Raw genomic sequence first — 25896 nt, 5'->3', positions numbered from 1 at the left:
GGATTTCTGACATGCGCGACGAAAAATCGAAGACCGGTGCACCATTTGGCAATTTCGCGACCATTGCCGGTGCGATCCTGCTTCTCTCGCTGCTTGCGCGTGCGCGCCGCAACAATGCGCCTTCGGAGATCCCTGCCGTCGGCAACCCGAGCCGCCCGGCTGTCGCCTCGACGCGAGATAATCGCGGCCGCGGTGCGAAATCTCCAACCCAAATCCCGAGGAAGGGCTGGTGGGATATCCTCGTTCGCGTTTACGAGGAGTTTACCAGCGACCGGCTCATGGCCGTGGCGGCCGGCGTGACCTTCTACACCATGCTCGCACTATTCCCGGGTATCGCCGCCTTCATTTCGCTTTATGGCCTCCTGGCCGATCCACAGACGATTGGAAGCCACCTCAGCATGCTGGAAAGCCTGCTTCCGGCCGAAGCCATCAATATCGTGGGCGGGCAATTGGGGAGTATTGCAGGGGAAAGCAACAAGTCATTGGGGTTCGGCTTCTTCATCGGCCTTGCCATTGCCCTGTGGAGCGCCAGCGCCGGGGTACGGGCAATCATCGACTCGCTTAACATCGTCTATGAGGAAGATGAAAAGCGCGGCTATATCAAGCTCTACGGCCTCTCTTTGCTTTTCACCTTCGGCGCGGTGCTTCTCGGAATCATCACGATCGGCGCGGTGGTCGCGGTTCCGATCATTCTGGATCTGTTCGGGCAGGGCTCGACGGCGGAAACGGTGTTGAAATGGGTGCGTTGGCCGATCCTCTATGTCTTCTTCGTGGTTTCGATCGGGGCGCTCTACCGCTATGGCCCGAGCCGTGCTCATGCCAAGTGGCGCTGGGTGATCTGGGGGGCATTGCTTGGCGGGCTGTTGTGGCTTGCAGCCTCCGGCCTGTTCTCCTGGTACGTCGCCAATTTCGCATCGTACAACGAGACTTATGGGTCGCTCGGCGCAGTTATCGCCTTCATGACCTGGATCTGGATTTCCACCGTGGTGATCCTCGCCTGCGCCGAGCTCAACTCGGAAATGGAACATCAGACTGTCCGCGATACGACGAAAGAACCCACAGAGCCTCTCGGTCGGCGTGGCGCCGTGATGGCGGACACGATCGGGCGAGCCGCGGGCTGAGGTTCCGTTTGCGACCGCGCGCATCGTCGGCTTGGGCCGCGGGCTTTTCTCGTGGCGCGTCTGATGTGCTGTCTGGCTGGAATGCTCCCGCCGCCGATCATCTTGGCTTCAGATAATCTTCCACCAGTTCCGTCCAGAACGCGACCCCGAGCGGAATGATATCATCGTTGAAATCATAGCCGGGGTGGTGCAGCGGCTTGTCATCGGGTGTCACGCGCGAGCCTAGGAAGAAATAGGAGCCTGGCCGTGCATTCAGCATATAGGCGAAATCCTCGCTGCCCATGAAAGGGTGCTCGAGGTCCGCAACATTCTCCCGTCCCGCAAAACGGATCGCCACTTCCCGGAGATAATCGGTCTCCGCCTTATGGTTGATTGTGGCGTCGTAGCTGCGGAAATAGTCGATCATTGCGCGGCAGCCATAGCTTTCGGCCTGCAGGCGCGCGATTTCCGTGATGCGCTTTTCCAGGTGATCACGTGCCGCGCTGCCGAAGGAGCGAATACCCACCACCAGTTCGACCCGCTCGGGAATAATGTTGCTGGCGCTGCCGCCATGGATCGCGCCTACGGTTACGACCGCCTGATCCATCGGGTCAATATTGCGGGACACGATGGTTTGCAGCGCCATGACGATCGCAGCGCTTGCGACCACCGGGTCGATGGTGCTTTCGGGTTCGGCGCCATGACCACCTCTGCCTTGTACAATGATCCTCGCCTCATCCACAGCGGCCATGATCGGGCCTTCCCGCAGGGCAAACTGCCCGAAGGGCAAAGCGGGCTCATTGTGGAGGGCGAAGATCGCATCGCAGGGAAAACGCTCGAACAGGCCCTCCTCGACCATCAGCAGGGCGCCGCCGGCATTCTCCTCCGCGGGCTGGAAGATGAGATGCACGGTGCCGTCGAAGTTGCGCCGCTCAGCGATGGCCCGTGCCGCGCCGAGCAGCATGGTCACATGCCCATCATGGCCGCAGGCATGCATGAGGCCAGGCTTCTTGCTGGCATAATCGAGACCGGTCTCCTCCTGGATCGGCAAGGCATCCATGTCCGCCCGCAGGCCGATCGCTCGGGTGCTCGAGCCATTGCGGAGCGTGCCGACAACGCCGGTTCTGGCGAGACCACGATGGACTTCATAGCCCAGCATAGCGAGCTCGCGGGCCACGAAGTCCGAGGTCCATTCCTCCTCAAGGCCGAGCTCCGGGTTCGCATGGAGCTGGTGCCGCATTGCAATCAGATCCGGAAGATCGTTGCGAACAAGCGCAGAAATGTTCATGTCAGGCACCGCGGGTGGGAATGCGTGCTTCGAAATACCGGAAGATCATCACGAGAATCGCGGTCAGGCACATGTAGACGAGCGCAAGAAAGAGCAGGGGCTCATAGACGAGGTAAGTGTCCTGGCGAATGCGCGAGATCACGGCATAGACATCGATGACCGTGATCGTGGCCACGAGCGGTGTCGACTTGAGCTGCAGAACCATGTCGCCATTGAGGGTGGGAAGCGCGCGGTGTATCGCCCGGGGCAGCCAAATACGACGCAGGGTGGTGAAGCGGCCCATTCCGAAGGCCCGCGCCGCGTCCAGCTCCCCGCGGGGAACTCCGGCAAAGGCGCCACGCATCACCTCGCCCTCATAGCCCGCAAATGAGAGTGTGAGCGCGAGAATGCCATAAGGCCAGGCCTCGCGGAGATAGGGCCAGAGGAACGAGTTGCGGATCTCCGGGATCTGCGGGAACAGGGAGCCCACGCCGTAATAGATCAACCAGAGCTGAAGCAGGAGCGGCGTTCCGCGAATGATGGTGCAAAAGCTGCGTGCGAGCCAGGATAGCGGCGCCGGCCCCGTCACCTGCACCAGACCCAGCGGAACGGCGAGCAGAAAGCCCAGAAGGGCACTGGTGATCAGCAGCAAGATCGTGTGCCAGACCCCGACCAGCAGCATCGGCCAGTATTCGGGCAGCCAATCCCAGCGCATCGTCATGACCATATAGATCACCAACGTGGCGGCCATAAGCACAAGCAGGATGCGATGGGGTCGGAGCAGTTTACGCAGGTCGCCGGCGGGTCTGGTCTCGCGCGCGGGGGTGTTTGCTATGGCGGCCTTGTCGATCATATCCACCGACATCATCCCTACCTGGGGCTCGGCAGGCCGCGTCGCGCGCGCCGCTCAAGAAGTGCAACAATGCCGTTGGAGACCAGGGTCACCGCGAGATAAAGCGCACCCGCTGCACAGAAGAACAGGAAATAGGCTTTGGTCGCTCCTCCGGCTTGCCGCGTCGCAAGGGTGAGCTCGGTAAAGCCGATGACGGCAAGGAGCGCCGTGTCCTTGGTGGCTATCAGCCAGAGGTTCGAGAGCCCAGGCAATGCATGGGGCAACATAGCGGGCCATGTTACCCGTCGCAGCATCAGCAGGGGTGGCATGCCAAAGGCTCGCGCGGCCTCGATCTCACCGAAGGGGATCGCTTTGATGGCGCCCCGCAGCACTTCAGTCGAATAGGCGCCCTGGACAATGCCGACGACCATGATGCCGGCGGCAAGGCCATTGATGTCGATCGTGTCCGCGCCCAAGCTCGTGAGGATGCGGTTCAGGAGATCCGTTCCCGCGTAATAGAGAAGAAGGATCAGCACCAGCTCGGGAACGGCACGGACGATGGTGGTGTAGCATTCAAGAAGATCGCGCAGGACGGGGCCACCATAAAGCTTGCCAAAGGCCCCGCCAATGCCGAGGCTGAGCCCCAGCAGATAGCCGCCGCCGGCAATCTGGAGCGACGTGAGAAGGCCCTGCAGCAGCAGACCTCCCCAGCCGGGCGGGGTCAGCGCCAGAAGCTCCCATTGGATCGACATCAATACGATCCCTTGCGTGGTGCAACACACCCGTCCGGCAGACGGGCATAAAGGCCGTTCAGGTGAGATGCCAATTCACGGCGCTTATCTCAGCTACCGTAAATATCAAAATCAAAGTATTTCTTCGCGATCTCATCATACTTGCCGTTCTTTCGGATCTCGGCAATGGCGGCATTGAGTTTTTCCTTCAACTCCGTATCCCCTTTGCGCACGCCGATCCCCACACCGGGGCCCAGAACCTCCAAATCCTCCGCCACTTCGCCCTTGATCTCACAGCACGCTTGGGCTTCAGGCGTCTTGATGAAGTCCTGGATCGCGATACCGTCTGCCTGAATAGCATCGATGCGCCCGGCCACAAGATCCTGATTCGCTTCATCCTGGGTCTGGTAGATCTTGATCTCGGCATCCGTGAAATGCTTCTTGGCATAGGCCTCGTGCACGGTCGAAACCTGGACGCCGAGCACCTTGCCTTTCAGGCCTTCTGGTGTGGCATCGAACTTCAATGACTTGGGACCGGCCACCATCGTGGGCGTGTTGTAATACTTATTGGTAAAATCAATGGTCTTCTGCCGTTCAGCCGTGATCGACATTGAGGCCACGATCATGTCGATCTTCTTCGACGTGAGTGCTGGAATGATGCCGTCCCAAGCGACTGGCGTGATTTCGCAGGTCAGCTTGGCTGCTTCGCAGGCTGCCTTGGCAAATTCAATCTCCCAACCATGCCAGTTTCCTTGCGCGTCCGGCACGGAGAAGGGCGGATAGGGTTCGGCGGCTATGCCGACTTTGAGCGTCTCAGCCTGTGATGCTGCCGAAGTCAGTCCAATGGCCAGAATCGCGGCGGCCAGTTTGCTCACCAATCGCTTCATCTCAACCCCTCCTCCTTGCTGTGTCAGCTCTTGCTTCTGTTACCGGGTGGAGCTCAGGAACCGTGCCAAACGCTCCGACTTGGGTGATGTGAAAACGGCTTCCGGCTCGCCTTCCTCTTCGATCGCGCCGTTGTGCAGGAACACGATACGGGTTGCGACCTCGCGGGCGAATTTCATTTCGTGGGTCACCAGGATCATCGTGCGTCCTTCGCGGGCGAGATCACTGATCACAGAAAGCACCTCGCCCACCAGCTCAGGATCGAGGGCAGAGGTCGGCTCATCGAACAGCATAACGTCCGGCTTGATGGCGAGCGCGCGGGCAATGGCGGCGCGCTGCTGCTGGCCGCCGGAAAGGAATGCGGGATAGATATCCCGCTTTTCATAGAGCCCGACACGCTGGAGCAGGGCATCGGCAGTCTCGATCGCCTCCGCTTTCGGCACACCCAGCACATGGACGGGCACTTCGATAACATTCTCCCGCAACGTCATGTGCTGCCAGAGATTGAAGGTCTGAAAGACCATGCCCAGTCTGGTGCGCAGGCGCTGAACCTGTTTGCGGTCGGCAATGATTTGCCCACCATGCCCGTCCGGCTTCATGGCGATCTCCTCGCCGCGAAGCCTGACCGTGCCGGCGGTCGGCACCTCCAGCATGTTCACACAACGCAGCAGCGTGGATTTGCCCGACCCGCTCGCTCCGATGATTGCGACCACATCGCTGTCATGTGCGGTGAGCGAAACACCCTTCAGGACTTCCAGCGGTCCGAAATATTTGTGCACGTCGATGACTTCGACTGCAGGAGTGGCGCTGGCCCCTGCTGCGCTTGGCGTGCGAGCGGTTGCTGCGGTCGGTGTGTCCCTCACCCGCGAAACCTGAGCTCCCTCGTTTTCCCCGGCGCCATCATGTTGTGTTCTCATGGCGTCCCTTGCCCCAGGGATTCCAGTTTCCGGTATTAATGCATTTGAGGTTTGATTATTCAACTGCATAATTAGGATGAGAAGACGGGCTGGGCGCACCGGGATCAGGGCTCTACCGCGAGGGCCTTATAGCCGTTTGAGACGTTGCGAGAGGGGACAGTCATGCCTGACAAGGCAGAACCGGCGGTAAAGGCTGCAAACCGGCGCAAGTTTCATCGGGTGGACGAAAATGTCCGCAAGCAGGACTTGATTCGGGCGACGCTCGACTGCGTGGCGGAGAAGGGCCTTCATGCCGCGACGGTGCGCGAGATCGCGGTGCGCGCCGGGGTGACCAACGGCTTGATCCGCCATTATTTCGCGTCCAAGGATCAGATGATCTATGAGGCCTACCGCGTGACGATGCAGGAGATGATCGTCATGGCCAGGGCCGCGGCGGGAAGCGCACAAAGCCCGCGGGACCGGCTGCGCGTCTTTGTCGAGGCCAATCTCACCGAGCCTGTGCTGGACATGCGGCGGCTCACGCTCTGGGCCAGTTTCATCAGCCGCATCCATGTCGATCAGACCATGGCGGAAATCCATCGGGAAGGGTATTTCGGCTATTGTCGCGAGTTCGAGGTGCTGGTGGGGGATGTGCTGAAAGAGGCGGGGCGCCCGAGCCCGCTCGAGCTCTGCGCGCGATATGCCGTCAAGATCAATGCCATCATTGATGGCTTATGGCTCGAAGGATGCTTGGCAAGCGAGCTCTTTACCGGCGGGAAGCTTGCAGTGATCGGGATAGAGGCCGTCGAGGCGATATTGGAGATGCCTTTACGACGGATCGAACCCGCGCTCGCCGCCGTTGGAGGCCATAGCTAGGACGCGGCTAGAGCGGTTGCGCTTTTCTTCGAATCGCGAAACCGCGCTAAGGTCTTGCTCGGTCTCTTCACGCGAACCGGTATTCCCCTTCGCTCGGAAATCTTTTAGGCGCTCCAATGCTCCAGGTTTCCATGCATATTGATTTCAAGAACTCCATATTCCTCGTCAACAAGCTCTAAGAGCAGCAAGGTTGTGCTCTGCGTCACCGGAGGCTCGTAGCGATCCGTCTTTGTATCGCGGAGAATTGCCTTAAGCCGTCCATCGGCGGTCGAGCGGGAAATCCAGTCCTCGGTTTGTTCGCGCGAGATCGAGCTCCAAGCATCCTCTTCTTTTGGCCTCATCCGGATCTCGACCTTACCGGATTGGCGCTCTGCGATGGTGTTTTGGAAGTCTTTTACTCTGGCGAGGAATATTTCGAGCGAACTATCTGGGCTTGCAAGCGTCGGGTCATCGGTGTGCTCCAGCATGACCGAGCCGTGGACATGCGCGAATAGCGGCGCGGATGGCTGCTGGGATGGCGCGTCCTCAGCCATCCCGTTTTCACCGGCGCTCGCGAACACGGTGGGCGAAGGAAGGTCTGTACAGGGTTCATCGCCGCGAGAGCTTATCCCTAAGATGAGGGAAAGCTCGGATTTTCGGGTGAGAATGTCGCCGTCGAGCTGAAGAAACTCAGTTACGGTTCTTGTCTGGGTGGCATAGTTGATAGCACCGAGCTCTTCGACCAAGGAAGCAGGGTTGTCCTTGAAATCTGTAAACTTACCGCCGCTTATGTGTTGAAGCGATCTCCACTCGTTTTCCTTGAGAATATTGGCGATCTTAATCACTGCTCATCTCCTGTTCATGGGGTCATCATGGTAGCGCGGCCAAGATCCCCAGAGATGTGTCGGAGATGTGCTGCTGATGTGGCGAATTTTGAATCGCCAGTCATGAGGCGCGGGATCCGGCCCTTGACAGAAAATGGACCGGGTTAAGCGCGGTGGGCTCTGCCAGCCCTGATGTGCTGCCGGACTTTTGGCGCCGCGTGAGCTGGCGGTCGGGGCGAGGTCAGCCCGTCGACTGCATGTTTGGATCGTCCGACTCGCCGATGGGTGGCAGCGCGCCGGTCCCGGGGGTTGCATCGGGATTCATCAGCCGTGGATCGGCATGCGGGCCGGCGGCTGGCATTCTTCTCGATGGCTCTGGTCTCTTCTCGCGCGTTTCGGGGGGCGTGGCAGACGTCTTTTTCGGGTTCTGGTCACGGTTCATGATCGATCCTCACGCTCTAACCTGGAGAGGATAAAATCAGTGCAGGTATCGAGCGGTTCCCGATGGGGAGCAAGGTTCCGGCACCGGCAGCGAGACTGTATGACCGCTTGGCTGTAACGCGGTTACCGCTTGGTGAAGCGGCGAAAATCGGGCTTGCGCTTCTCGCGGAAGGCCTTGCCGCCTTCCTTTGACTCCTCGGTGTCGTAATAGAGGCTGAGCGCCTGCATGCCGAGCGAGCCGATGCCGCGAATATTCTCGGTATCGGCATTGAAGGAGCGTTTGGCAATGGCAAGCGCCGTCGGGCTACGCTCCAGCAGTTCAGCACACCAGCGCTCGACCTCTGCATCGAGCTCGTCATGAGGCACGACTGTGTTGACGAGGCCCATGGCCATTGCTTCGTGAGCTGTATATCGACGGCAGAGATACCAGATCTCGCGCGCCTTCTTCTCACCGACCACGCGGGCAAGATAGGCCGTGCCGAAACCGGGGTCGACGGAGCCGACCTTTGGCCCCACCTGGCCGAACTGCGCTTTATCCGAGGCGATCGTCAGGTCGCACAAAGTGGCGAGCACGTTGCCGCCGCCGATGGCAAAACCTTGCACACGGGCGATGACAGGCTTGGGCACGTCGCGCATGAGCGTGTGGAGTTCCTCAATGGGCAGCCCGATGGTGCCACGCCCGTCATATTGGCCATCATGGGCCGTCTGGTCACCGCCGGTGCAGAAGGCTTTATCACCCGCGCCGGTGAGCACGATCACGCCAATATCCCGGTTCCAGCCGGCACGCTGGAAGGCACCGATGAGCTCTTCCACGGTCTGGCCACGAAAGGCGTTGTACCGATCAGGACGATTGATGGTGATCCGCGCCACTCCGGCATCTTCCGAATACAGGATATCTTGATAACTCGTCATGACAGTTCTCCGATATGCGAGCGTGCTGGCTGTTGCTCGGCTGGGTATCATTACCCGACCATGGTCAGGCCGCCGGATACGCTCAAAACCTGGCCGGTCACGAAGCCTGCCGCATCGCTGGCGAAAAAGGCAATGGCGCCGGGCAGATCATCCGGTGTGCCGATCCTTCCCATGGGAATCGCGCGGCGGAAGGCTTCGGTCAATTTCTCCGGATTGCTGGAACTGCTTGCGACCGAAGCTAGGAGATTGGTGTCGGTTGGACCGGGACAGACCACGTTGAAGGTGATGCCGTGCCTGGCATGCTCGCGCGCCAGTGTCTTCGATAGGGCGAGGAGCCCCGCCTTGCAGGCTGCATAGACCGCTTCGCCCGTCGATCCAACCCGGGCCGCATCGGAGGCGACATTGATCACGCGGCCATGCCGGCGCTCTACCATGCCGGGCAGTATCACATGGTGCATGTGAAGCGGGCCCATCAGGTTGATGCTGATGAGCTTTTCCCATTCCTCGGGATTGGTCTGCAGAAACGGGCGAAAGATGTCCCAGCCGGCATTGTTGACCAGCGTCGTCACCGGCCCGAAGGCGCTGCTGGCCCCTTCGACCGCGGCCTCGATCTCATCGCGCCGGGTGATATCGCATGGGAATGCGCGGGCGGAGCCGCCCGTCTCGCTGATCGCCGCGGCAACCTTTTCTGCAGCCGCACAATCGCGGTCGAAGATCGAGACCTTGCCGCCAAGCTTCGCGAAGTGCCGGGCCGTGGCGGATCCGATGCCGCCCCCGCCACCTGTGATGATGACGTGTTTGCCGATTATGCCTTCCACTGGGTTCACTCGCTTTGCATTATGATACGTGAATGCTATGCTTCGGCCATAAAAATGGCAATGTATTGATGTATCTTGTGTAGGACCTTCATGGCGGACTCGCAACTCAAAACACTACCGCAGCGAAAGGTGAGCGTGACCGCCGAGTTCGATGTGGCCAACCGCGTCTTCTTCAGGCTCTATCAGAGCTCGAATCTCATGCATAAGGTTGGTACACGGTTCGTCTCGAAGTTCGGCAGCACCACGCAGCAATGGGCTGTGCTCGGCGCATTGGCCCGGCCTGCCGCACGGGAAAACGGGGTGACCGTGAAGGACCTGATCGAGTTCCTGATGGTCACCCGTCAAAATCTCACGCCGGTGCTCGACAGGCTGGAAGCGCGCGGCTGGATCGCGCGGGTCAAGGATGCGGAGGATGGACGTAGCCGGCGTATCAAACTCACAGAGAGCGGAGAGGCCATCTGGTCGCAGATGCTCGATGAAATCGAGGCCTTTTACGCAGCGGTCCTCGCCGATTTCAGCCTGGAGGAGCAGGTGGTGCTCTACCGCCTGCTCGACCGGCTGAAGAACGGCCTCAACCTTGTGTGAGCGCGCGTTCGGCACCGCTCATCCCGCCTGGCGCTGCTCACGTACGAGCACCTCTCTCAGCTTGAACTTCTGGATCTTGCCGCTGGGCGTTCGCGGCAATTCCTGCACGAGCTCAAGGCGCTCGGGCACATATTGACGGGCCATTTTCTGCGCGAGCAGGTAGGAGACCATGTCATCGAAGGTGAAATCCGCGCCATCGCGCGGCACCACAAAGGCACAGGCGCGCTCACCGAGACGCGGGTCGGGATAACCGACAATGGCCGCTGCCGCCACGGCGGGGTGCCGGAACAGAATGCCCTCGATCTCCACCACGGGAATGTTCTCGCCACCGCGAATGATGATGTCCTTCGAGCGGCCCGTGATCCTGATATAGCCTTGCTCATCCATGCGGGCGATATCGCCCGTATCGAACCAGCCATCGCTGTCGATATTGGCAAGCTCGGGCCGCTTCAGATAACCGACGAAATTGGAGCAGCCCCGCACGAGGAGGCGGCCTTCCTCGCCCGCGACGACGGCGTTGCCGGACGCATCCACCACCTTAAGCTCCATGCCCGGCAGCACGCAGCCATCCGTGTTGGTGGTGATCTCCTCGGGGTCCTCGATGCGGGTCGTGGTGACCGCGCCATTCTCCGACATGCCCCAGCCGGAGATGATGGCCGCGCCCAACACCTCGCGGCCTTTGGTGACCAGCGCACGCGGTATGGGCGCGCCCGCGGACACGAAGACGCGCAGGCTGTGTGGCTTTGCCCCGCTCTTTTCGACATGATTGACGAAGTCATTGAGGAAGGGCGTCGCGCCCATGGTGAAGGTGACATTCTCGGCGAGCACCTGCCGGGTCATCTCCTCGGGATTGAAGATGTCCTGCAGAACGGCAGTCGCGCCCAGCATGACCGGCAGGACGAGCCCGTACATGAAGCCGAGCTGATGGGCCATGGGCGAGGGCATATGGATCACTTCGCTCCGGGTCAGGCGAAGCCGTTCCGCAAAAGGCACCAGATTGGACAGCATCGTGTTGGAGGTGTGCATCACACCCTTGGGCTCACCTGTGGTGCCGCTGGTGTAGAGAAGCTGGACCACGTCATCGGCGGAGAGCTGTCCACTGGCGGTCGCGCTTGCTGCACCACTTGGGGCGTGCGCAAGCAGCTGCTGGAAATCGTCATCGCCACCGCTGCCGACAATGAGGAGATGCTCGAGGGCTGGCAATTCCGCCCGGACATCCCTGGCCATGCCGGCGTAATCAAAGCCCCGGAAGGTCGCGGGTACGACGAAAATCTTGCTTTCAGCAAGGCCGAGCATGAAGCGCAGCTCACGCTCGCGGAAGATGATCATCAGCGGATTGCTGACCGCGCCGAGCTTCAGGCAGGCGAGGTGTAGGACTGTGAATTCCCACCAGTTGGGCAATTGGAATGAGACGACATCGCCACGATTGACACCCAACCGCGCGAGGTTGGCAGCAAGGGCCGTGGCGCGGTTGTCCAACTCGCGATAGGTGAGGCGCGTCTCGCCGCCATTCTCCGAGCGAAAGGCGACCACGGCCAATTTCTCCGGTGTTGCCGCCACCGCACGAGCCAGATGGTCGAGAAGGGTCTGGTCGCGCCAATGGCCGGCGGCGATCATGGCGGTACGGCGTGCCGGGTCCGGTGTATAGAGCGGCATAATGTTCCCTCCCAATAGTCCACGCAGTCTTGAGGCTTGAGCGTTCTAGAGCGCCCGCAATGCCTCGCGCGCGATAATCAGCTTCATGATCTGCGCGGTGCCATCGCCGATCTGCAGCCCGAGAACGTCGCGCAGCCGCTGCTCGAATGGCAATTCCTTGCTATATCCGGCATGGCCGTGGGCGAGCAGGCAGTGATGGATGGTGTCATGGGCCAGTTTGGGCGCCCACCATTTGCACATGGCCGCTTCTTTCGTGTGCGGGAGCCCCGCATCCTTGGCCGCCAGCGTGCGATAGCAGAGCAGGCGGGCAGCGGCGAGCTGCGTCTCGCATTCGGCGAGCGGAAAGGTGAGGCCTTGATTATCCGACAGAGGTTTTCCGAAGGCGCGCCTTTCGGCGATGTAGCGCCAGGTTTCAGCAAGGGAAACCCGCGCCGCCGCCAGACATTGGAGCCCGATCAGCGCGCGGCTGAAGTCGAAGCCCTGCATGACCTGGACGAAACCGGCGCCCTCGGCCCCGAGCCGGCGGCTGGCGGGCACACGGACCCGATCAAAGAAGATGGAGCCCCGTCCGATCGCATTCTGGCCGAGATCATCGAAGCGGGTGCGGGAGATGCCGGGCGAATCGAGATCAACGAGAAAGGCCGAGATGCCGCGCGCCCGTTCAGCCTCGGTACCAGTGCGTGCGAAAACCACGGCGTAATCCGCCTGATCGGCGAGCGAGATCGAAGTCTTCTCGCCATCGAGCACATAGGTATTGCCATCTGCCGTGGCCTTCAGGCGCAGGGCTGCAGCATCCGACCCGCCCTGGGGTTCAGTGAGCGCAAGGGCGATCAGGCTTTCGCCGCGGCAGAGCTGGGGCAAGATTTCCGCCTGCAGGTCGCGGCTGCCGTGGCGCAGGAGAATGGTTCCGCATAGGGACGCGAGAAGCTGGACATAGGCGGCGTTGAAGTCACCCTCCGCAACAGCTTCCAGGACGACACCGCTGGTGACATGATCAAGGCCGAGGCCGCCGACGGCCTCGGGAAATTCCACGCCGATGAGGCCGAGCGCCCCCATTCGCTTACGCACATGCAGCGGAATGCACCCCTGCTTCTCGAAGTCTCGCGAACTGGGCGCGAGCTCGTCGCGTGCAAAGCGCAAAGCCGTTTCACGAAAACTCTCATGCTCTGAGGAGAGGCCCAAGAGAAAGCCGGCACTGGACAGCGCGATCTGCTCCATGGGTCAGCCGGTCCTTCCTTCGCGCAACGTGTCACGGGCAATTTTCAGGCGTTGAATCTCGGACGTGCCCTCATAGATGCGGTACAGGCGAACATCGCGGTAATGGCGCTCGGCAGGATAATCGGCGATATAGCCGGCCCCGCCATGGATCTGCACGTTTCGATCAGCAACGCGGCCGACCATCTCGGAGGCAAATAGCTTGCAGGCAGATGCTTCGGTCCCGATATCGGCGTCGGCATCACGGGCCCGCGCGGTCTCGAGCACCATGCAGCGGGCCGCATAAATCTCGGTGCGCGAGTCGGCGATCATTGCCTGGATGAGCTGATAGTCGGAAATGGAATGGCCGAACTGGCGGCGTTCCAGGGCATAGGCGACGCTCTCCTCGAGAATGCGGCTGGCGAGGCCGACGCAAGCTGCGGAAATGCCGAGCCGCCCACGGTCGAGCACTTTCATCGCCGTTTTGAAGCCCTGACCCTCGATGCCGCCAATCAGGTTTTCGGCGGGCACGCGGCAATTGTCGAAAACGACATCGGCGATGTGGGCTCCTTGCTGGCCCATCTTTCGCTCCGGCCGCCCGACGCTGAGGCCGGGCGTGCCCTTCTCAACAATGAAGGCAGAGATGCCGGCCGCGCCGGGCTTATCGGGATCTGTCCGCGCCATTACCGTGAACAGGCCGGCATGGGGGGCATTGGTGATGAAGCGCTTGGCGCCGTTCAGGACGTAAAATGCGCCTTCGCGGTGAGCGGTGGTGCGCAGGGAGGCGGCATCCGATCCCGCTTCCGGCTCGGTGAGCGCAAAGGAGGCAATGACCTCACCCGAGGCGATCGGGGGCAGAAAGCGTGCCTTCTGCGCGTCCGTGCCGTCCATCACTATGCCTTGTGAGCCGATGCCCACATTGGTGCCGATCAATGAGCGGAAGGCGGGGGAGGCCCGGCCCAGCTCGAACATGATGTACACCTCGTCTTCCATCGAGAGGCCAAGGCCGCCATAGGCCTCGGGCACCGACAGGCCGAACAGGCCGAGTTGCCGCATCTGCTCAACGATAGAGGGCGGAATGAGGTCGCTGTCCGCGACCTCTCGTTCGGCGGGAATCAACTGTTCGGTAACGAAGGCGCGAACCTCCGCCACCAGGGCTTCACGTGTCGAACTGTCTAAAGCCATTGCTACCTTGCCATGGGCCTTTCTTCAGGGAGTGTCTTACCCTGCTGAATTTACGAGCGGACAGCCACCCTCTTTGAGCGGGCGGAAGGCCTGGTCGCCGGGAATTGTGGCAAGGATCTCGTAGACGTCCCACTCGCCTTTCGACTGTTCGGGCTTTTTCACGCGGAAGAGATACATGTCGTGCACCGCACGGCCATCAACGCGGATATGCCCCTTACCGAACAGCGGATCATCGATCGGCATTTCCCGCATTTTGGCCATCACGAGGCCCGAGTCCTTCGTGCCAGCAGCTTCCACAGCCTTGAGGTAGTGCATGATCGAGGAATAGACCCCCGCCTGAACCTGGGTTGGCATCCTGCCACCGTGCAGTTTGGCGAAGCGCTCGGACCAGCGGCGCGTCTCCTCGTTCTGGTCCCAGTAAAAGGCGCCGGTCAGCACGAGCCCCTGCGCCACTGGCAAGCCCAAGGCGTGGACGTCGGAAATGAAGGCGACCAAGCTGGCAATGGATTGGCCACGCTGGACAATGCCGAATTCGGAGGCCTGTTTGATGGCGTTGATCATGTCGCCGCCAGCATTCGCCAGGCCGATGACCTTGGCGCCTGAGGATTGCGCCTGAAGCAGGAAGGATGAAAAGTCGCTATTCGGAAAGGGGTGGCGCACGGAGCCGAGCACCTTGCCGCCGGCGGCCTCGACCACGGCAGCCGTATCGCGCTCCATGGCATGGCCGAAGGCGTAGTCGGCGGTGAGAAAGAACCAGGTATCGCCACCCTGCTCCACCATGGCCTTGCCCGTGCCATGGGCGAGCGCCCAGGTGTCATAGGTCCAGTGGACGGTGTTGGGCGAGCATTTCGGCCCAGTGAGGTCCGCGGTGGCCGAGCCGGAATTGAGATGGATCCTGTTCTTCTCGCGGGTGATATCGCTGACCGCGAGCGCCAAGGCTGATCCAGGGACGTCGGAAATGACATCCACATCCTGGCGATCGATCCATTCACGGACAATGTTGACGCCAATATCCGGCTTGTTCTGGTGATCGGCCGAGAGGATTTCGACATGGATGCCCTTGGCCTTACCGCCGAAATCCTCGGCAGCCATGCGGGCTGCGACAACCGACCCTTCGCCGGCGAGATCCGCATAAATTCCGGTCTTGTCGTTCAATACGCCGATCTTGATGGTCGTCTCCGCCTCGGCTTGCGTGGCGACAATCATCAAGCCGGCAATCAGGGCGCCGAACCCGGTCCGCTTCCCCATGGATACCCTCCCAGATCTTCTTTTCGTTGTGGCTCCCGTGTTCTCCCGGGAGATATATAAAGGATCTGCTGTATCTCAGCATATGTCAAGGGATTGATATATTGTGAGAGGCGTCAGGCGAACCCCTGATCACAGCGGATGCCATTGAACTGCTAACCAAAGGCGGAAAAGCTGCTATCCGTCCAGCGAAGAGGAGCGCATAGTTAATTCGGAAACACGGCAACGAGGCGCCAGATGAGAAAAGCAGTCGGATTGGCGGTTGTGGTCTTTGCGCTTTCGAACGGCTGGGCGTCAGCGCAATTGATGGATGATGAGCGATATGCGCTGCAGAGCTATTGCGGTGACGCCATAGAGGAATATTGCCCGGGGGTCGACGCAGACAATGTCGACAGCTTGTGGGAGTGCCTGGCACCGCATTTCGACAAGATCAACCCGATGTGCAAGGTCACGCTTCAGGAAATACAGGAAGAGTAGCGAACCTGGGATAGAGCTTTCTCGCTTTTCTGAATCGCGAAATCGCTCTAAGCACTTGCCGGTTGCGTTTTTCCTCACGCGAACCGGTATCCACTTTCGCTCGAGAATGCTCTAAATCGCGAGATAGCGCTGCTTTATCGCGTCATTGGCCCGCAAGCCCTCGATGGTATCGCGATAGACGATCTGGCCTTTGTCGACGACCGTCGCATGGGTGGCAATCCCTAAGCAGAAATGCATGTTCTGCTCGGCCAGGAGAATGGTGACGCCCATCTCGCGCAGCTGCTTGATCAGCTCACCGATGGATTGGACAATGATGGGCGCAAGGCCCTCGGACGGCTCATCGAGCAGCAGGATCTCGGGATTGCCCATCAGGGTGCGCGCAATCGTCAGCATCTGCTGTTCGCCACCGGAAAGACGGCCGGCCATGCGGGTGCGCATGCTCGCGAGAATGGGAAAGATGTCGTAAATCCGCTCGAGCGTCCAATGGCTTTCGCCGTTGGGACCCTTCTTCATGCCAATGAGCAGATTGTCCTCGACCGTGTGCTCGGGAAAGACCTGGCGGTCCTCGGGCACGAAGCCGATGCCGGCGCGGGCGATGCGATAGGGCTTGCGGCCGGAAATGACATCGCCGCCCAAGCGCACCTCGCCGCGACGGGGTGGCACGATGCCGGCGATCGCCTTGAAAGTGGTGCTCTTGCCTGCGCCATTGCGGCCAAGCAAAGCCATGGTCTGGCTTTTCTCGACCTTCAAATCAACGCCGAACAGTATCTGGCTTGCGCCATAGAATACATCGAGGCCGTTGACTTCCAGCATGGTGCTCATCGACCTACACCCTTACCTCAGCGGCGAAGTGATCCGTGCCGAGATAGGCGTCAATCACATCCTGGTTGCGGCGAATTTCGTCAGGTGTGCCCTGGGCGAGCACCGTGCCGTATTTCAGCACGTGAATGCTCTGAGCGATCTTGAAGACGATATCCATGTCGTGCTCGATGAAGACCAGGGTCATCTTTTCGGTCTGCCAGAGGCGGTAGACCTTATCGATCATCTGCCAGCGCTCTTCCGGGCCCATGCCGGCAGTCGGCTCGTCCAGCAGCAGCACCTTGGGCTCGAGTGCGAGGGCGAGGGCAATGTCCAGCAGCTTCTGGTCGCCATGGGAGAGATTGCGCGACAAGTGATCGGCCTTGGATCGCAACCCCAGGAGGCCCATGATGTCATCGACCCGCGCTTCCGCGCTGGGCAGGGGAAAGCGGCTGAAAACCTGCGCCGATTGTCGGCGATGGGAGATCACTGCCGCCATGAGGCTTTCACGCAAGGTGAGGCTTGGAAAAATCGAGGCGACCTGGAAGGCGCGGCCGATGCCGCAGCGCACGATCTCGAGGCTCGACAGGCCCACCAGATCCTGATCCTCGAACAAAACCCGACCACGATCAGGCCGGATCTGGCCCGAGATCAGGTTGAAAAAGGTAGTTTTGCCGGCGCCGTTCGGTCCGATCACCGCAGTCAACGAGCCCGTGGGAAAGGTAAGCGAGACGTCGTTGATGGCGACCACGCCACCGAAGGCCTTATACAGGTTCTCGATTTGCAGCATCGCCACTAATCCCGCTTCGGCCTGACACCGCCATAGGTGTTCCAGGGTGTGGCGACCAGCCAGCCGCAGTCCACCGGCAGGGTCACGCCGGTGATGGCGGAGGCCTGGTCCGATGCAAGGAAGGCGCAGGCCTTGGCCACCTCGTCCATTTCCACCATACGGCCGAGTGCGGAATTGGCTTCGAGCAGCGCGGGATTGCGCAGGCCCGCATCGACCATCTTCTGCAGGGCTGGGGTGAGGACATAGCCCGGGGCAATGCCATTCACCCGCACGCCGGAACGCCCCCATTCGCTGGCGAGTGTTGCCGTCATCGAGGCGACGGCCGCCTTGGCCGGGGCGTAGGCATGCAGCGGCACGGAGCGGAAGCTGGTCACGGACGCGATGTTGACGATCGCGCCCGATCCGCGCTTGGCCATTCGCCGCCCGAAGCACAGGCAGCTGACATAGACGCCACGCTGGTCGACCGCCACCACGCGGTCCCAGAGCTCCATGGAAAGCTCCTCAGGCGGTGAGGGCGGCTGGATGATGCCGGCGGAGCAGACGAGAATGTCAACTGGGCCGAACTCACGCTCGATCGTCGCGGCGAGCGCCTCGGTTTCCGCTTCGCTGGTCACATCGAGCTTGGCCGAGATCGCACCCTCGATGCCCTCGGCAACGGTCTTGGCCAGGTCCTCATTGATGTCCGCAATCACGAGGCGCGCGCCATGGGAGGCGAGGGTGCGTGCGCATGCGGCACCAATCCCGCTCGCGCCGCCGGTTACGACGGCCACCTTTCCTTGCAAGGCATAGGTCATGTGTTCGCTCCCTTATCCGCCAGGCGGGTTTCGTCTGTGAAGGTCGCTTGAGCCGGTTCGGCGCGCGGCTTTGGCTCGGCAGCTGCAGCCTTGCGGCTCTGAATGAGCTCGTAGACGTAGTCGGCAAGGCCTCGCCGCAAACCGAGCACGAAGATCAGGATGACGATGCCGAGCACCAGACCGTGATGCTCGGTGTAGATGGTGACGAAGTGATTGAGGGTTTGCAGGAGGATCGCGCCGACAAGCGGCCCCAGGAACAGCTGCGTTCCCCCGAGCATGATCATGAAGATCGCCTCACCCGATGTGGTCCAGAAGGCGAATTCAGGATAGGCGCCGGAAACGAATAGGGCCATGACGATGCCGCCCACGGAGGCGATGGCGCCGGCGATCACGAAGATGGCGAGCTTCATGGCGACGACATTCACGCCAAGGAAATTGGCGCGCCGCGGGTTGTCACGGATCATGCGAAGCGTGTAGCCGAAGGGGGATTGCACGATCTGCCGCATGATGACGAGGCAGATCACGAACAGCACGACGCAGAACATGTAGAGGGTCATGCTGTTGCCGAGATCGATGCCGAGGAATGGCGGCCGCGGAATGCCGCCCATGAGCCCCTGATCGCCACCCGTCAAGGACACCCATGTGAGGATGACACTGTGGATGAACATCTGGAAGGCGAGGGTGAGGAAGGCGAAGTAGATCTCGTGCAGGCGCACGCAGATCGCGCCGATGACAAGGGCCAAGAGGGCTGTTCCACCAACCGTCGCGAGCATGGCGACCGGGATGGACACCTCACCCGATTGCATCAAAAGGCCGAAGATATAGGCACCAGAGGCAAAATAGGCGGCATGGCCGAAAGAGACCAGGCCGGTGAAGCCCACCAGCAGGTTCAATGACATCGCCAGAAGTCCATAGGCGATGACATAGATGATGAAATCACGCATCGCGGGATGCGGGAAGATATAGGGGAGGGCGACCAACGCGATGAGCAGCAGGGCTGCCAATGCGAGATCTCGGCGGGAGGATTGGGCCCACATGGTCAATGCACCGGTCGGCCGAACAGGCCACTGGGTTTGACAATCAGCACGATGGCCATGATGGCGAACATGGTGCCGTCGACGAATAGGGGAAAGGCCATGGACCCGAAGGCGCGTGTCATGCCGATCAGCAATGCGGCAATAAAGGCGCCGACGATCGAGCCCATGCCGCCGATCACGGTCACGATGAAGCTTTCGATGAGGATCGACAGACCCATACCGGGCGTGAGCGTGCGGATAGGGGCGGCCAGGGCGCCGGCAGTGCCCGCAAGGAGACTGCCAAGGCCAAACACCATGGCGTAGAGCATGGTGGTGTTGATGCCCAGTGCGCCAACCATTTGCGGGTTAATGGCGGCGGCGCGCACCACCTTGCCAAAGCGGGTCTGGGCAATGCCGAACCAGAGGAGCACGCCTATGGCGAAGGATATGCCGATCATGAACACGTAATAGGCGGGAATGAAGCCGCCCCCGATCTGGAAGGGAGGCAGGGCAAAGGCCTGTGGCATGCCCATCAGCTTGTATTCACCGCCGAAGAGAATCTTCACCACATCATCAAGGATGAGGATGAAGGCGTAGCACACGAGCAGCTGCATGAGCACGTCGCGGCCATAGACCTTGCTCATGAACAGCCGTTCGAAAACCACACCAAACAGGCCAACCCCTAAGGCGCCGGCGAGAATGGCCAGCGTGAAGCTCTGGGTTGTCTGGTAGGCGATGAAGGCGAAATAGGCGCCGATCATATAGAACGAACCATGGGCGAAATTGATCACGCCCAGAACGCCAAAGATCAGCGACAGGCCGGACGCCACCAGAAACAGCAGCATGCCGATGATAAGACCGGTCGAGATCTGCGTGACGGTACACGACAGAGACGACAGGCAGCCCGTGAGTGCTTCAAGCTCCAAGGCCATCCCTCCTCAGTTCGGGTCAACGTGAGGGGCGCCGGGCCACCCCGGCGCCACGGACTTGATCAGGCGTAGCCTTTCGACTTCTTCCACTCGGCCTCGAGTTCGAGGATCTCGGACCACGGCACCGATTGGAAATTCTCGACATAGGGGAATTTCGGCACGGTGACGCCCCAGGCCGCGGGATAGCCGATGATGGTATGGTCGCTGTCGCGCATGGTGATCTTGCCTTCGACTGCGAAGGGGGAAGCGATCTCCATGCCCTTCACCTCGGCCGCCAGTGCTGCACCCTCAGTGTTGCCATTGGTGCGCTTAAGGGCCTCGAAGATGAAGCTCGTCGCCAGATAGTTCTGCCAGGACCAGTTCGTCGGCTCCTGGTTGGCGAGCTTCTTATAGCCGGCGGCGAAGGCGGCATTCTCGGGATTGTTGGGGTAGAGCTCGTTATAGCGATAGACAGTGTGCAGCCCGACCGGGAGCTGCTTGATGGCGGTCAAGACCGGCGGATCACCGAGGCCGCCAGAGAAATAAGTGATGTTGTTGAACAGGCCATAGAGGTTACCCTGCTCGATAAAGGCAACGAGATCGCCACCCCAGAGCGCCGAATACATGGCCTGCGGTTGAACCTGCAGGATTTTGGTGATGTTCTCGGTATAGTCCGGCTGGAACAGCTTTGGCCAGACCTGGTCGAGAACCTCGATGCTCGGGTCGAATTTCTTGGCATATTCGAGAAATTCCGCGGTGTTGTCGCGCCCATAGGCATAGTCGGGCGAGCAGGTCATCCAGCGCTTCAAGCCCTTCTGCTTCGAAAGCTCAGAGGCATAGCGGCCGCCGGCCACCGCGTCGTGCACGCCCTGGCGCGCGCTGCGGAAGGCCGTCTTCACATGCAGCTTCGGATCGGCCGTCAGGGTCGAGGATTCCGAGCAGGTGTGCAGGCACAATACCGGCAGCTCCCGAATCACCTCCTGCACGGCAAATGAGCCGGAAGACGCCTCGCCGTCGATGATGATCTCGCAGCCGTCATTATTGATGAGGTCGCGGGTGACCTTGGCGGCTTCGTCCGGGCGTCCCTTGGAATCGCGATAGATCACCTCGATCGTGCGGCCATTGAGGCCGCCTGCCTCATTGAACTGCTGAACAGCGAGTTGAACGGCCGAACGGCTGGACGTGCCGAGAATAGCCACACGTCCGGACAGGATCGTCGGCATCCCGATGCGGATGGTCTTTGCCTGAGCACCGGCGATGTGTGGAAAGCCGGTGATGGTGGTGCCGACAGCACCCGCAGCGGCGGCTCCGGCAGCGCCTTTCAAGAAATTTCGGCGCGAAACGCCGCGCTTCGTCTTGATCATGCTTTTTCCTCCCTAGGAATATCCGTTCGACGGCTATGCCGTTCTCAGTGATTGTTGTTGTTGGCCCGACACTAAGCTTGCGTAGGCCCCATTATCGAAGTCAATCCTCGGCGCCTCCTTCGGAATTCAAATGAAAGCGATTGAGATCTCAAGGTCGAGTGTAGCGAAATTCGTGGGGATCGCGACCCCCTAAAATCCGTAGAACGCGGCAAAGTTTTCCACGGGTTCGCGCTGGGTGCGCAATGCATTGGCGGTCGCCGATTTATCTTCGTAACCGATGGCCATGCCGCAAATAATGATTTCGTCCTCCGGGATCAGAAGGTGTCGCCGGATGATCTCGGGATAATTGGCCAGCGCCGCCTGTGGACATGTGTGCAGGCCGTGGCCGCGGGCCGCGATCATGATGTTCTCGACGAACATGCCGTAGTCGAACCAGCTGCCTTTCTCAAGCTGCCGATCGATACTGAAAAAGAGGCCGACGGGTGCGCCGAACAGAGTGTAGTTCAGACCATGCTGCCTATGCATGGCCGGTTTGTCTCCCTTGGCAATATTGAGCAGGCCGTAGAGATCCCAGCCGACCTTACGGCGGCGGCCGAGATAGGGCTCCTCCCATTTCGTGGGATAGTATTCGTATTCCCGGCGTGACGGCGAGTTTGGGTCATCATGGGCGGCCAGCAGATCGCGCGAGATGGCTTTGAGCACTTCGCCGGCGGCCACTTTCACGCGCCAAGGCTGGGTATTGGTGCCGCTGGGCGCCCGCGCCGCGACCGTCAGGAGATGTTCGATCAGGGGGCGCGGCACCGGTGTGGGCAGAAAGCCGCGCACGGAGCGGCGGCTCGCGATCGCCTCGTCCACAGTGGCGGGCAAGTCGGCTTCCGGCGGATAGTTGAAGGCAGATTGCGTCACCGCGTGTTCCTCTGCATCTTGGGAAGGACGATGGGCGCTGCAAGATCGAGCTGGAGCTGATCGAAGCCCCGCTTAAAATCGCGAATATGTCGCTCCATCCATAAGCGCGCATTTGCGGCATCGCGCGCTGCAATATGTTCGTAGACCTGCTCGTGAGCCGCCAATAACCGATCCCAGGCCCTGGGGCTTGCGCCGAAGAGGGTTTCGAAGGCGGGATAGAACAACTGCCCAAGGGACTCGCGTGCCAAAATGAGAGCACGGTTACCGGCCGCCTCTGCGACGAGCGCATGAAAGGCAATATCGAGCCGGGCATTTTCGGTACTGTCAGGTTCGGTATCGCGGGTCTGGCGCAGATTTTCCGCCAGGGCCTCGAGGTGTTCGGGCTTGGCATTCTCAGCAGCCAGAGCCGCCGCCATGGGCTCGAGCGCCATCATGATTTCCCATAATTCGCGGAAGCTCACCTCATGCATGACCATGGCGCGCGCCATACGGTCGGCGATACCGGCCGTCTCGGGCTTGGCGACGAATAGCCGGCGACCGCCCTGGCGGCGCACCAGCCCGCTCTCCTCCAGCAGGCGAATGCCTTCGCGGATCGTTGACCGGTTGACGGAGAACTGTTCGGCAAAACTGGTCTCGGTCGGCAATTGATCGCCGGGCTTCAGCCGTCCTTCCAAGATCTCGCGCTCGATCGTGGCCGCAACCACACGGTAACCGGGGGCATGATCGAGCTTGCCGAACTTCACCGACATGGGTTCCGCCTCACGCGACCTGACCGAACTCCCGATCGCGCAATACGCGGCGACGGATCTTGCCGGAAACCGTCTTCGGCAGATCCTCGGCGAATTCGATGCGCCGCGGGTATTTATAGGGGCCCGTCAGACGCTTCACGTGATCCTGCAGCTCCTTCACGAGGGCATCGGACCCGGCATAGTTGCGTTTCAGCACGATGAAGGCCTTCACCACCTCACCGCGCTCCTCGTCAGGGCTGGCGACCACCGCGCATTCGGCCACCGCTTCGTGCTCCATCAGCACGTTCTCGACCTCCATCGGGCCAATGCGGTAGCCAGCGGAGTTGATCACATCGTCGGCGCGGCCTTCGTAAAAGAAGTAGCCATCCTCGTCGATACGCGCGAGGTCGCCCGTCAGGAACCATTCGCGGCCGTCAACAACGACGCGGCTTTCCTTGGTGCGCTCGGGCTCTTGCCAATAGCCGACCATCACTTGCGGATTGGGCAAGCCGATCACCAGGCGGCCCGGTTTGCCGGCCGGCGCCATCCGGTCTTCCGCATCAATGACGGCCGCATCGGTTCCCGGCAACGGTTTGCCCATGGATCCCGGCTTCACCGGCAGTGGCGGATAGTTGAGGATGGTCATGAGCGTTTCGGTCTGGCCGTAACCATCAAGCAGGTCGACCCCGGTGAGCCGCCTCCAAGCGCGCACAATTTCCGGATTGACGCTTTCACCGGCAGAGACGGCCATGCGCAGGTGCGAAAGGTCGTATTCCGAGACGTTCTCCTGCACCAAGCGGCGGAACTCGGTGGCGGCCGCGCAGAACACGGTCACCTTGTGGCGCGCCAAGGTTTCCAGTCTCAGCTTCGGATCATAGCGACCGTTGTAGAACACAACCGTCGATCCACAGCTCCACGGGCCGAACAGGATCGAGGTGCCGGCCTTGCTCCAGCCGGTGTCCGCCGTACACCACATGGTGTCGGCTTCGGTGAGGGTCAGCCAGTACCAGGCGGAAACGCGCCAGGCGAACAGGGCGCGGCTTGCGTGGAGGACCCCCTTGGGATGGCCGGTGGAGCCGGAAGTGTAATACATGAGCGCGGGTTCATCCGCCGCGAGGCGCACCGGCTCGAAGGCGTCGGATGCTGCAGCAAGGCTCGCATCGAAATCATCCCAGCCATCCGAGCTGCCCCCGACCGCAAGGCGTGCAACAAGATCCTTGCCGGCGACAAACTTGTCGGTATTGGCCATGGTGGTGATCGCGGCCCTGGCTTGGGAGTTTTCGAGCCGGTAACTGATGTCACGCTCGGTCAGCATCTCGACACAGGGGATCGGGATGGCGCCGATCTTGAGGCAGCCCACTGTCGCGATCTGCCATTCCGGGATGCGTGGGAGCATGACGATGACGCGATCACCGCGCCTTATGCCTCGCGCGCTCAGGGCATTGGCGACCCGGTTGGAGAGGCGGCTAATTTCGGCATAGGTGAGGCGTCTCTCGTTGCCCTGGTCATCGCACCAGATCAGCGCAAGCTGTTCAGGCAGGCGCCGGGCCCAGTCATCGACAACATCGGCGCCGAAATTGAAAGTCTCAGGCACGTGCCAGCGAAACGCCGAATGCGCCGCTGGATAGCTGGTCATTGGAATGCGTTCCATGACACCGGTCCCTCCTGGTGCGGCACGCCTAGGGAATGACGTGCGCGCTGCCGCTCCCGTTGCATGATCTGGCAGATGCCTTGGCTGAAAACGGGCCAGCATCCAGCGATCCGTCATGCTTTATGCAAGTTTGTCTGATTGTCGGACTTTTGCCAAGACAAAGTTTTTGGACTCGTGCTCCGAGATGCTTTCGGTGGAATGGGCTTTAGACAGCGCCTTCCGTATGGATGTGGAGAACCCGGCCGCAATGTTTGCAGTGAACGGCGTCGGCATCATGTATCAGGAGACCGCAGTCGGAGCATTCAAAGCGCACCTTGTTCGGACGGAACAGTGCCTTCAACAGCCTCAAGAACAGCGTCACCCCGACGACCATGATAATGACGGCCAGGAGCCGACCTCCTGTTCCGACAAGCGTGATGTCGCCGAAGCCCGTCGTGGTCAGCGTGGTAATCGTAAAATAAAGGGCATCAATATAGGTCGGAAGCTCGGGGTTTATGCGGTACTGGGTGACGTGAACGATTGACGTAATGATGAATATGAAAACGACGAGATTGAGCGAGTGCTTTATGACATCCTCGTGCAGTCGAAACCACTGTGAGGACTGCCTGAGGTCGCTCAACATCCGGTAGGACCGGATGAGCCGGACGGCGCGTAAGATGCGCAGAAAGCCGAGATTGGGCACGAAGGCCGGCAGCAGCATCGATATGATCACCGCGACGTCGGCCAGGGTCGCGAGGCTGAAGATCTGCGCGCGACGATTCGCTGTCGCGTAAACATGCGCCACAAGTTCGATGGTCAGGAGTACCCCAAGGGTGACATCCACGGGACCGATCCAGGCGGGATGTGACAGGCTCGCCGAAATCACGAAAAACAGCACGACCAGCAGGTCGAAGGCAATGAGGCCATAGCGGAAGCGCCGGGACGCGCAGCTGTCGCCGAAATAAAGTTCCCTCAGGCGAGAGCGGAGCGTAGGGGGTGGTTCAGTTTCCACAACGGTCGTGCGTCTCATGCGAGAGAACAGTACCGCAAAGGGTTTAG

The 25896-nt window shown here is 60.7% G+C and carries 26 protein-coding genes; 4 read left to right on the top strand and 22 right to left on the bottom strand.

The window, feature by feature from the left end; all coding sequences use genetic code 11:
• The first annotated feature begins 11 nt into the window (after positions 1 to 11).
• Positions 12 to 1121, top strand: a complete 1110-nt coding sequence (locus tag RCF49_RS11760) for a YihY/virulence factor BrkB family protein (protein WP_342640071.1) — start codon at positions 12 to 14, stop codon at positions 1119 to 1121.
• A 97-nt stretch (positions 1122 to 1218) separates the two neighbouring features.
• On the opposite strand, the gene RCF49_RS11755 is transcribed toward RCF49_RS11760, so the two are convergent.
• From RCF49_RS11755 to RCF49_RS11735, 5 genes are all read right to left on the bottom strand, one after another.
• Positions 1219 to 2388, bottom strand: coding sequence for a M20 aminoacylase family protein (locus RCF49_RS11755; protein WP_342640070.1), 1170 nt, complete (start codon positions 2386 to 2388; stop codon positions 1219 to 1221).
• Between the two features lies 1 nt (position 2389).
• On the bottom strand, positions 2390 to 3220 hold the full coding sequence (locus tag RCF49_RS11750) for an ABC transporter permease (protein ID WP_342644188.1): 831 nt from the start codon (positions 3218 to 3220) through the stop codon (positions 2390 to 2392).
• 17 nt (positions 3221 to 3237) lie between these two features.
• Entirely contained in the window at positions 3238 to 3951 is a 714-nt protein-coding gene (locus tag RCF49_RS11745; RefSeq protein WP_342640069.1) for an ABC transporter permease, read from the bottom strand.
• An 89-nt stretch (positions 3952 to 4040) separates the two neighbouring features.
• Positions 4041 to 4817, bottom strand: a complete 777-nt coding sequence (locus tag RCF49_RS11740) for a transporter substrate-binding domain-containing protein (RefSeq protein WP_342640068.1) — start codon at positions 4815 to 4817, stop codon at positions 4041 to 4043.
• A 39-nt stretch (positions 4818 to 4856) separates the two neighbouring features.
• Positions 4857 to 5732, bottom strand: coding sequence for an ABC transporter ATP-binding protein (locus tag RCF49_RS11735; RefSeq protein WP_342640067.1), 876 nt, complete (start codon positions 5730 to 5732; stop codon positions 4857 to 4859).
• A 162-nt stretch (positions 5733 to 5894) separates the two neighbouring features.
• Here RCF49_RS11735 and RCF49_RS11730 point away from each other — a divergent pair, with 162 nt between their 5' ends.
• Positions 5895 to 6587: a TetR family transcriptional regulator C-terminal domain-containing protein gene (locus tag RCF49_RS11730; RefSeq protein ID WP_342640066.1), complete on the top strand. Its 693-nt coding sequence runs from the start codon at positions 5895 to 5897 to the stop codon at positions 6585 to 6587.
• A gap of 104 nt (positions 6588 to 6691) precedes the next feature.
• Here the strand turns inward: RCF49_RS11730 and RCF49_RS11725 are convergent, their stop codons facing one another.
• From RCF49_RS11725 to RCF49_RS11715, 3 genes are all read right to left on the bottom strand, one after another.
• Positions 6692 to 7411 (bottom strand): hypothetical protein, encoded by a 720-nt coding sequence (locus RCF49_RS11725; protein ID WP_342640065.1) that lies wholly within the window; start codon positions 7409 to 7411, stop codon positions 6692 to 6694.
• A gap of 543 nt (positions 7412 to 7954) precedes the next feature.
• A complete protein-coding gene (gene badI, locus RCF49_RS11720) occupies positions 7955 to 8743 on the bottom strand; it encodes a 2-ketocyclohexanecarboxyl-CoA hydrolase (RefSeq protein ID WP_342640064.1) in 789 nt (262 codons plus the stop codon).
• Positions 8744 to 8793: 50 nt separating this feature from the next.
• Positions 8794 to 9561, bottom strand: coding sequence for a glucose 1-dehydrogenase (locus tag RCF49_RS11715; protein ID WP_342640063.1), 768 nt, complete (start codon positions 9559 to 9561; stop codon positions 8794 to 8796).
• 90 nt (positions 9562 to 9651) lie between these two features.
• On the opposite strand from RCF49_RS11715, the gene RCF49_RS11710 reads away from it, so the two are divergent.
• Positions 9652 to 10146, top strand: a complete 495-nt coding sequence (locus RCF49_RS11710; RefSeq protein ID WP_342640062.1) for a MarR family winged helix-turn-helix transcriptional regulator — start codon at positions 9652 to 9654, stop codon at positions 10144 to 10146.
• Between the two features lie 18 nt (positions 10147 to 10164).
• Here the strand turns inward: RCF49_RS11710 and RCF49_RS11705 are convergent, their stop codons facing one another.
• From RCF49_RS11705 to RCF49_RS11690, 4 genes are read right to left on the bottom strand one after another with little or no spacing between them, the layout of a single operon-like run.
• The gene (locus RCF49_RS11705) at positions 10165 to 11802 is read right to left on the bottom strand and encodes a cyclohexanecarboxylate-CoA ligase (protein WP_342640061.1); all 1638 of its coding nucleotides are present in this window, start codon (positions 11800 to 11802) and stop codon (positions 10165 to 10167) included.
• A 45-nt stretch (positions 11803 to 11847) separates the two neighbouring features.
• Positions 11848 to 13020 carry an acyl-CoA dehydrogenase family protein gene (locus RCF49_RS11700; RefSeq protein ID WP_342640060.1) on the bottom strand — a complete coding sequence of 391 codons (1173 nt, stop codon included), beginning with the start codon at positions 13018 to 13020 and terminating at the stop codon, positions 11848 to 11850.
• 3 nt (positions 13021 to 13023) lie between these two features.
• Positions 13024 to 14181: an acyl-CoA dehydrogenase family protein gene (locus RCF49_RS11695; protein ID WP_342640059.1), complete on the bottom strand. Its 1158-nt coding sequence runs from the start codon at positions 14179 to 14181 to the stop codon at positions 13024 to 13026.
• Between the two features lie 36 nt (positions 14182 to 14217).
• Positions 14218 to 15429: an ABC transporter substrate-binding protein gene (locus RCF49_RS11690; RefSeq protein ID WP_342640058.1), complete on the bottom strand. Its 1212-nt coding sequence runs from the start codon at positions 15427 to 15429 to the stop codon at positions 14218 to 14220.
• A 234-nt stretch (positions 15430 to 15663) separates the two neighbouring features.
• Between RCF49_RS11690 and RCF49_RS11685 the strand changes: the two genes are divergently transcribed.
• Positions 15664 to 15903, top strand: a complete 240-nt coding sequence (locus RCF49_RS11685; protein WP_342640057.1) for a hypothetical protein — start codon at positions 15664 to 15666, stop codon at positions 15901 to 15903.
• A gap of 111 nt (positions 15904 to 16014) precedes the next feature.
• On the opposite strand, the gene RCF49_RS11680 is transcribed toward RCF49_RS11685, so the two are convergent.
• From RCF49_RS11680 to RCF49_RS11635, 10 genes are all read right to left on the bottom strand, one after another.
• On the bottom strand, positions 16015 to 16716 hold the full coding sequence (locus tag RCF49_RS11680) for an ABC transporter ATP-binding protein (protein ID WP_432807397.1): 702 nt from the start codon (positions 16714 to 16716) through the stop codon (positions 16015 to 16017).
• A gap of 13 nt (positions 16717 to 16729) precedes the next feature.
• Positions 16730 to 17491 carry an ABC transporter ATP-binding protein gene (locus RCF49_RS11675; RefSeq protein ID WP_342640055.1) on the bottom strand — a complete coding sequence of 254 codons (762 nt, stop codon included), beginning with the start codon at positions 17489 to 17491 and terminating at the stop codon, positions 16730 to 16732.
• A 5-nt stretch (positions 17492 to 17496) separates the two neighbouring features.
• The gene (locus tag RCF49_RS11670; RefSeq protein ID WP_342640054.1) at positions 17497 to 18285 is read right to left on the bottom strand and encodes an SDR family NAD(P)-dependent oxidoreductase; all 789 of its coding nucleotides are present in this window, start codon (positions 18283 to 18285) and stop codon (positions 17497 to 17499) included.
• The gene (locus RCF49_RS11665; RefSeq protein WP_342640053.1) at positions 18282 to 19322 is read right to left on the bottom strand and encodes a branched-chain amino acid ABC transporter permease; all 1041 of its coding nucleotides are present in this window, start codon (positions 19320 to 19322) and stop codon (positions 18282 to 18284) included. Before RCF49_RS11665 ends, RCF49_RS11670 begins: the two co-directional genes overlap by 4 nt.
• A 2-nt stretch (positions 19323 to 19324) precedes the next feature.
• Positions 19325 to 20227, bottom strand: a complete 903-nt coding sequence (locus RCF49_RS11660; RefSeq protein ID WP_342640052.1) for a branched-chain amino acid ABC transporter permease — start codon at positions 20225 to 20227, stop codon at positions 19325 to 19327.
• 65 nt (positions 20228 to 20292) lie between these two features.
• Positions 20293 to 21573: an ABC transporter substrate-binding protein gene (locus RCF49_RS11655; RefSeq protein ID WP_342640051.1), complete on the bottom strand. Its 1281-nt coding sequence runs from the start codon at positions 21571 to 21573 to the stop codon at positions 20293 to 20295.
• 189 nt (positions 21574 to 21762) lie between these two features.
• A complete protein-coding gene (locus RCF49_RS11650) occupies positions 21763 to 22479 on the bottom strand; it encodes a nitroreductase (protein ID WP_342640050.1) in 717 nt (238 codons plus the stop codon).
• On the bottom strand, positions 22476 to 23228 hold the full coding sequence (locus tag RCF49_RS11645; protein WP_342640049.1) for a FadR/GntR family transcriptional regulator: 753 nt from the start codon (positions 23226 to 23228) through the stop codon (positions 22476 to 22478). The genes RCF49_RS11650 and RCF49_RS11645 overlap by 4 nt, the downstream gene beginning before the upstream one ends.
• Positions 23229 to 23238: 10 nt before the next feature.
• Positions 23239 to 24858 (bottom strand): acyl-CoA synthetase, encoded by a 1620-nt coding sequence (locus RCF49_RS11640; RefSeq protein ID WP_342640048.1) that lies wholly within the window; start codon positions 24856 to 24858, stop codon positions 23239 to 23241.
• A 205-nt stretch (positions 24859 to 25063) separates the two neighbouring features.
• The gene (locus RCF49_RS11635; RefSeq protein ID WP_342640047.1) at positions 25064 to 25867 is read right to left on the bottom strand and encodes a potassium channel family protein; all 804 of its coding nucleotides are present in this window, start codon (positions 25865 to 25867) and stop codon (positions 25064 to 25066) included.
• Positions 25868 to 25896 lie beyond the last annotated feature (29 nt).

It is taken from the genome of Rhodoligotrophos sp. CJ14 (assembly GCF_038811545.1).
Taxonomy (GTDB): domain Bacteria; phylum Pseudomonadota; class Alphaproteobacteria; order Rhizobiales; family Im1; genus Rhodoligotrophos; species Rhodoligotrophos ferricapiens.
Note: the sequence above shows the minus strand (reverse complement) of the source record. Positions and strands in the feature narration are given on the sequence as shown.

Excerpts from the sequence above, each read along its gene's own strand:
- RCF49_RS11760 (WP_342640071.1), top strand. The coding sequence starts at position 12 with ATGCGCGACGAAAAATCGAAGACCGGTGCACCATTTGGCAATTTCGCG.
- RCF49_RS11755 (WP_342640070.1), bottom strand. The coding sequence starts at position 2,388 with ATGAACATTTCTGCGCTTGTTCGCAACGATCTTCCGGATCTGATTGCA.
- RCF49_RS11750 (WP_342644188.1), bottom strand. The coding sequence starts at position 3,220 with ATGATCGACAAGGCCGCCATAGCAAACACCCCCGCGCGCGAGACCAGA.
- RCF49_RS11745 (WP_342640069.1), bottom strand. The coding sequence starts at position 3,951 with ATGTCGATCCAATGGGAGCTTCTGGCGCTGACCCCGCCCGGCTGGGGA.
- RCF49_RS11740 (WP_342640068.1), bottom strand. The coding sequence starts at position 4,817 with ATGAAGCGATTGGTGAGCAAACTGGCCGCCGCGATTCTGGCCATTGGA.
- RCF49_RS11735 (WP_342640067.1), bottom strand. The coding sequence starts at position 5,732 with ATGAGAACACAACATGATGGCGCCGGGGAAAACGAGGGAGCTCAGGTT.
- RCF49_RS11730 (WP_342640066.1), top strand. The coding sequence starts at position 5,895 with ATGCCTGACAAGGCAGAACCGGCGGTAAAGGCTGCAAACCGGCGCAAG.
- badI (WP_342640064.1), bottom strand. The coding sequence starts at position 8,743 with ATGACGAGTTATCAAGATATCCTGTATTCGGAAGATGCCGGAGTGGCG.
- RCF49_RS11710 (WP_342640062.1), top strand. The coding sequence starts at position 9,652 with ATGGCGGACTCGCAACTCAAAACACTACCGCAGCGAAAGGTGAGCGTG.
- RCF49_RS11705 (WP_342640061.1), bottom strand. The coding sequence starts at position 11,802 with ATGCCGCTCTATACACCGGACCCGGCACGCCGTACCGCCATGATCGCC.
- RCF49_RS11700 (WP_342640060.1), bottom strand. The coding sequence starts at position 13,020 with ATGGAGCAGATCGCGCTGTCCAGTGCCGGCTTTCTCTTGGGCCTCTCC.
- RCF49_RS11695 (WP_342640059.1), bottom strand. The coding sequence starts at position 14,181 with ATGGCTTTAGACAGTTCGACACGTGAAGCCCTGGTGGCGGAGGTTCGC.
- RCF49_RS11690 (WP_342640058.1), bottom strand. The coding sequence starts at position 15,429 with ATGGGGAAGCGGACCGGGTTCGGCGCCCTGATTGCCGGCTTGATGATT.
- RCF49_RS11685 (WP_342640057.1), top strand. The coding sequence starts at position 15,664 with ATGAGAAAAGCAGTCGGATTGGCGGTTGTGGTCTTTGCGCTTTCGAAC.
- RCF49_RS11680 (WP_432807397.1), bottom strand. The coding sequence starts at position 16,716 with ATGCTGGAAGTCAACGGCCTCGATGTATTCTATGGCGCAAGCCAGATA.
- RCF49_RS11675 (WP_342640055.1), bottom strand. The coding sequence starts at position 17,491 with ATGCTGCAAATCGAGAACCTGTATAAGGCCTTCGGTGGCGTGGTCGCC.
- RCF49_RS11670 (WP_342640054.1), bottom strand. The coding sequence starts at position 18,285 with ATGACCTATGCCTTGCAAGGAAAGGTGGCCGTCGTAACCGGCGGCGCG.
- RCF49_RS11665 (WP_342640053.1), bottom strand. The coding sequence starts at position 19,322 with ATGTGGGCCCAATCCTCCCGCCGAGATCTCGCATTGGCAGCCCTGCTG.
- RCF49_RS11655 (WP_342640051.1), bottom strand. The coding sequence starts at position 21,573 with ATGATCAAGACGAAGCGCGGCGTTTCGCGCCGAAATTTCTTGAAAGGC.
- RCF49_RS11645 (WP_342640049.1), bottom strand. The coding sequence starts at position 23,228 with ATGTCGGTGAAGTTCGGCAAGCTCGATCATGCCCCCGGTTACCGTGTG.
- RCF49_RS11640 (WP_342640048.1), bottom strand. The coding sequence starts at position 24,858 with ATGGAACGCATTCCAATGACCAGCTATCCAGCGGCGCATTCGGCGTTT.
- RCF49_RS11635 (WP_342640047.1), bottom strand. The coding sequence starts at position 25,867 with ATGAGACGCACGACCGTTGTGGAAACTGAACCACCCCCTACGCTCCGC.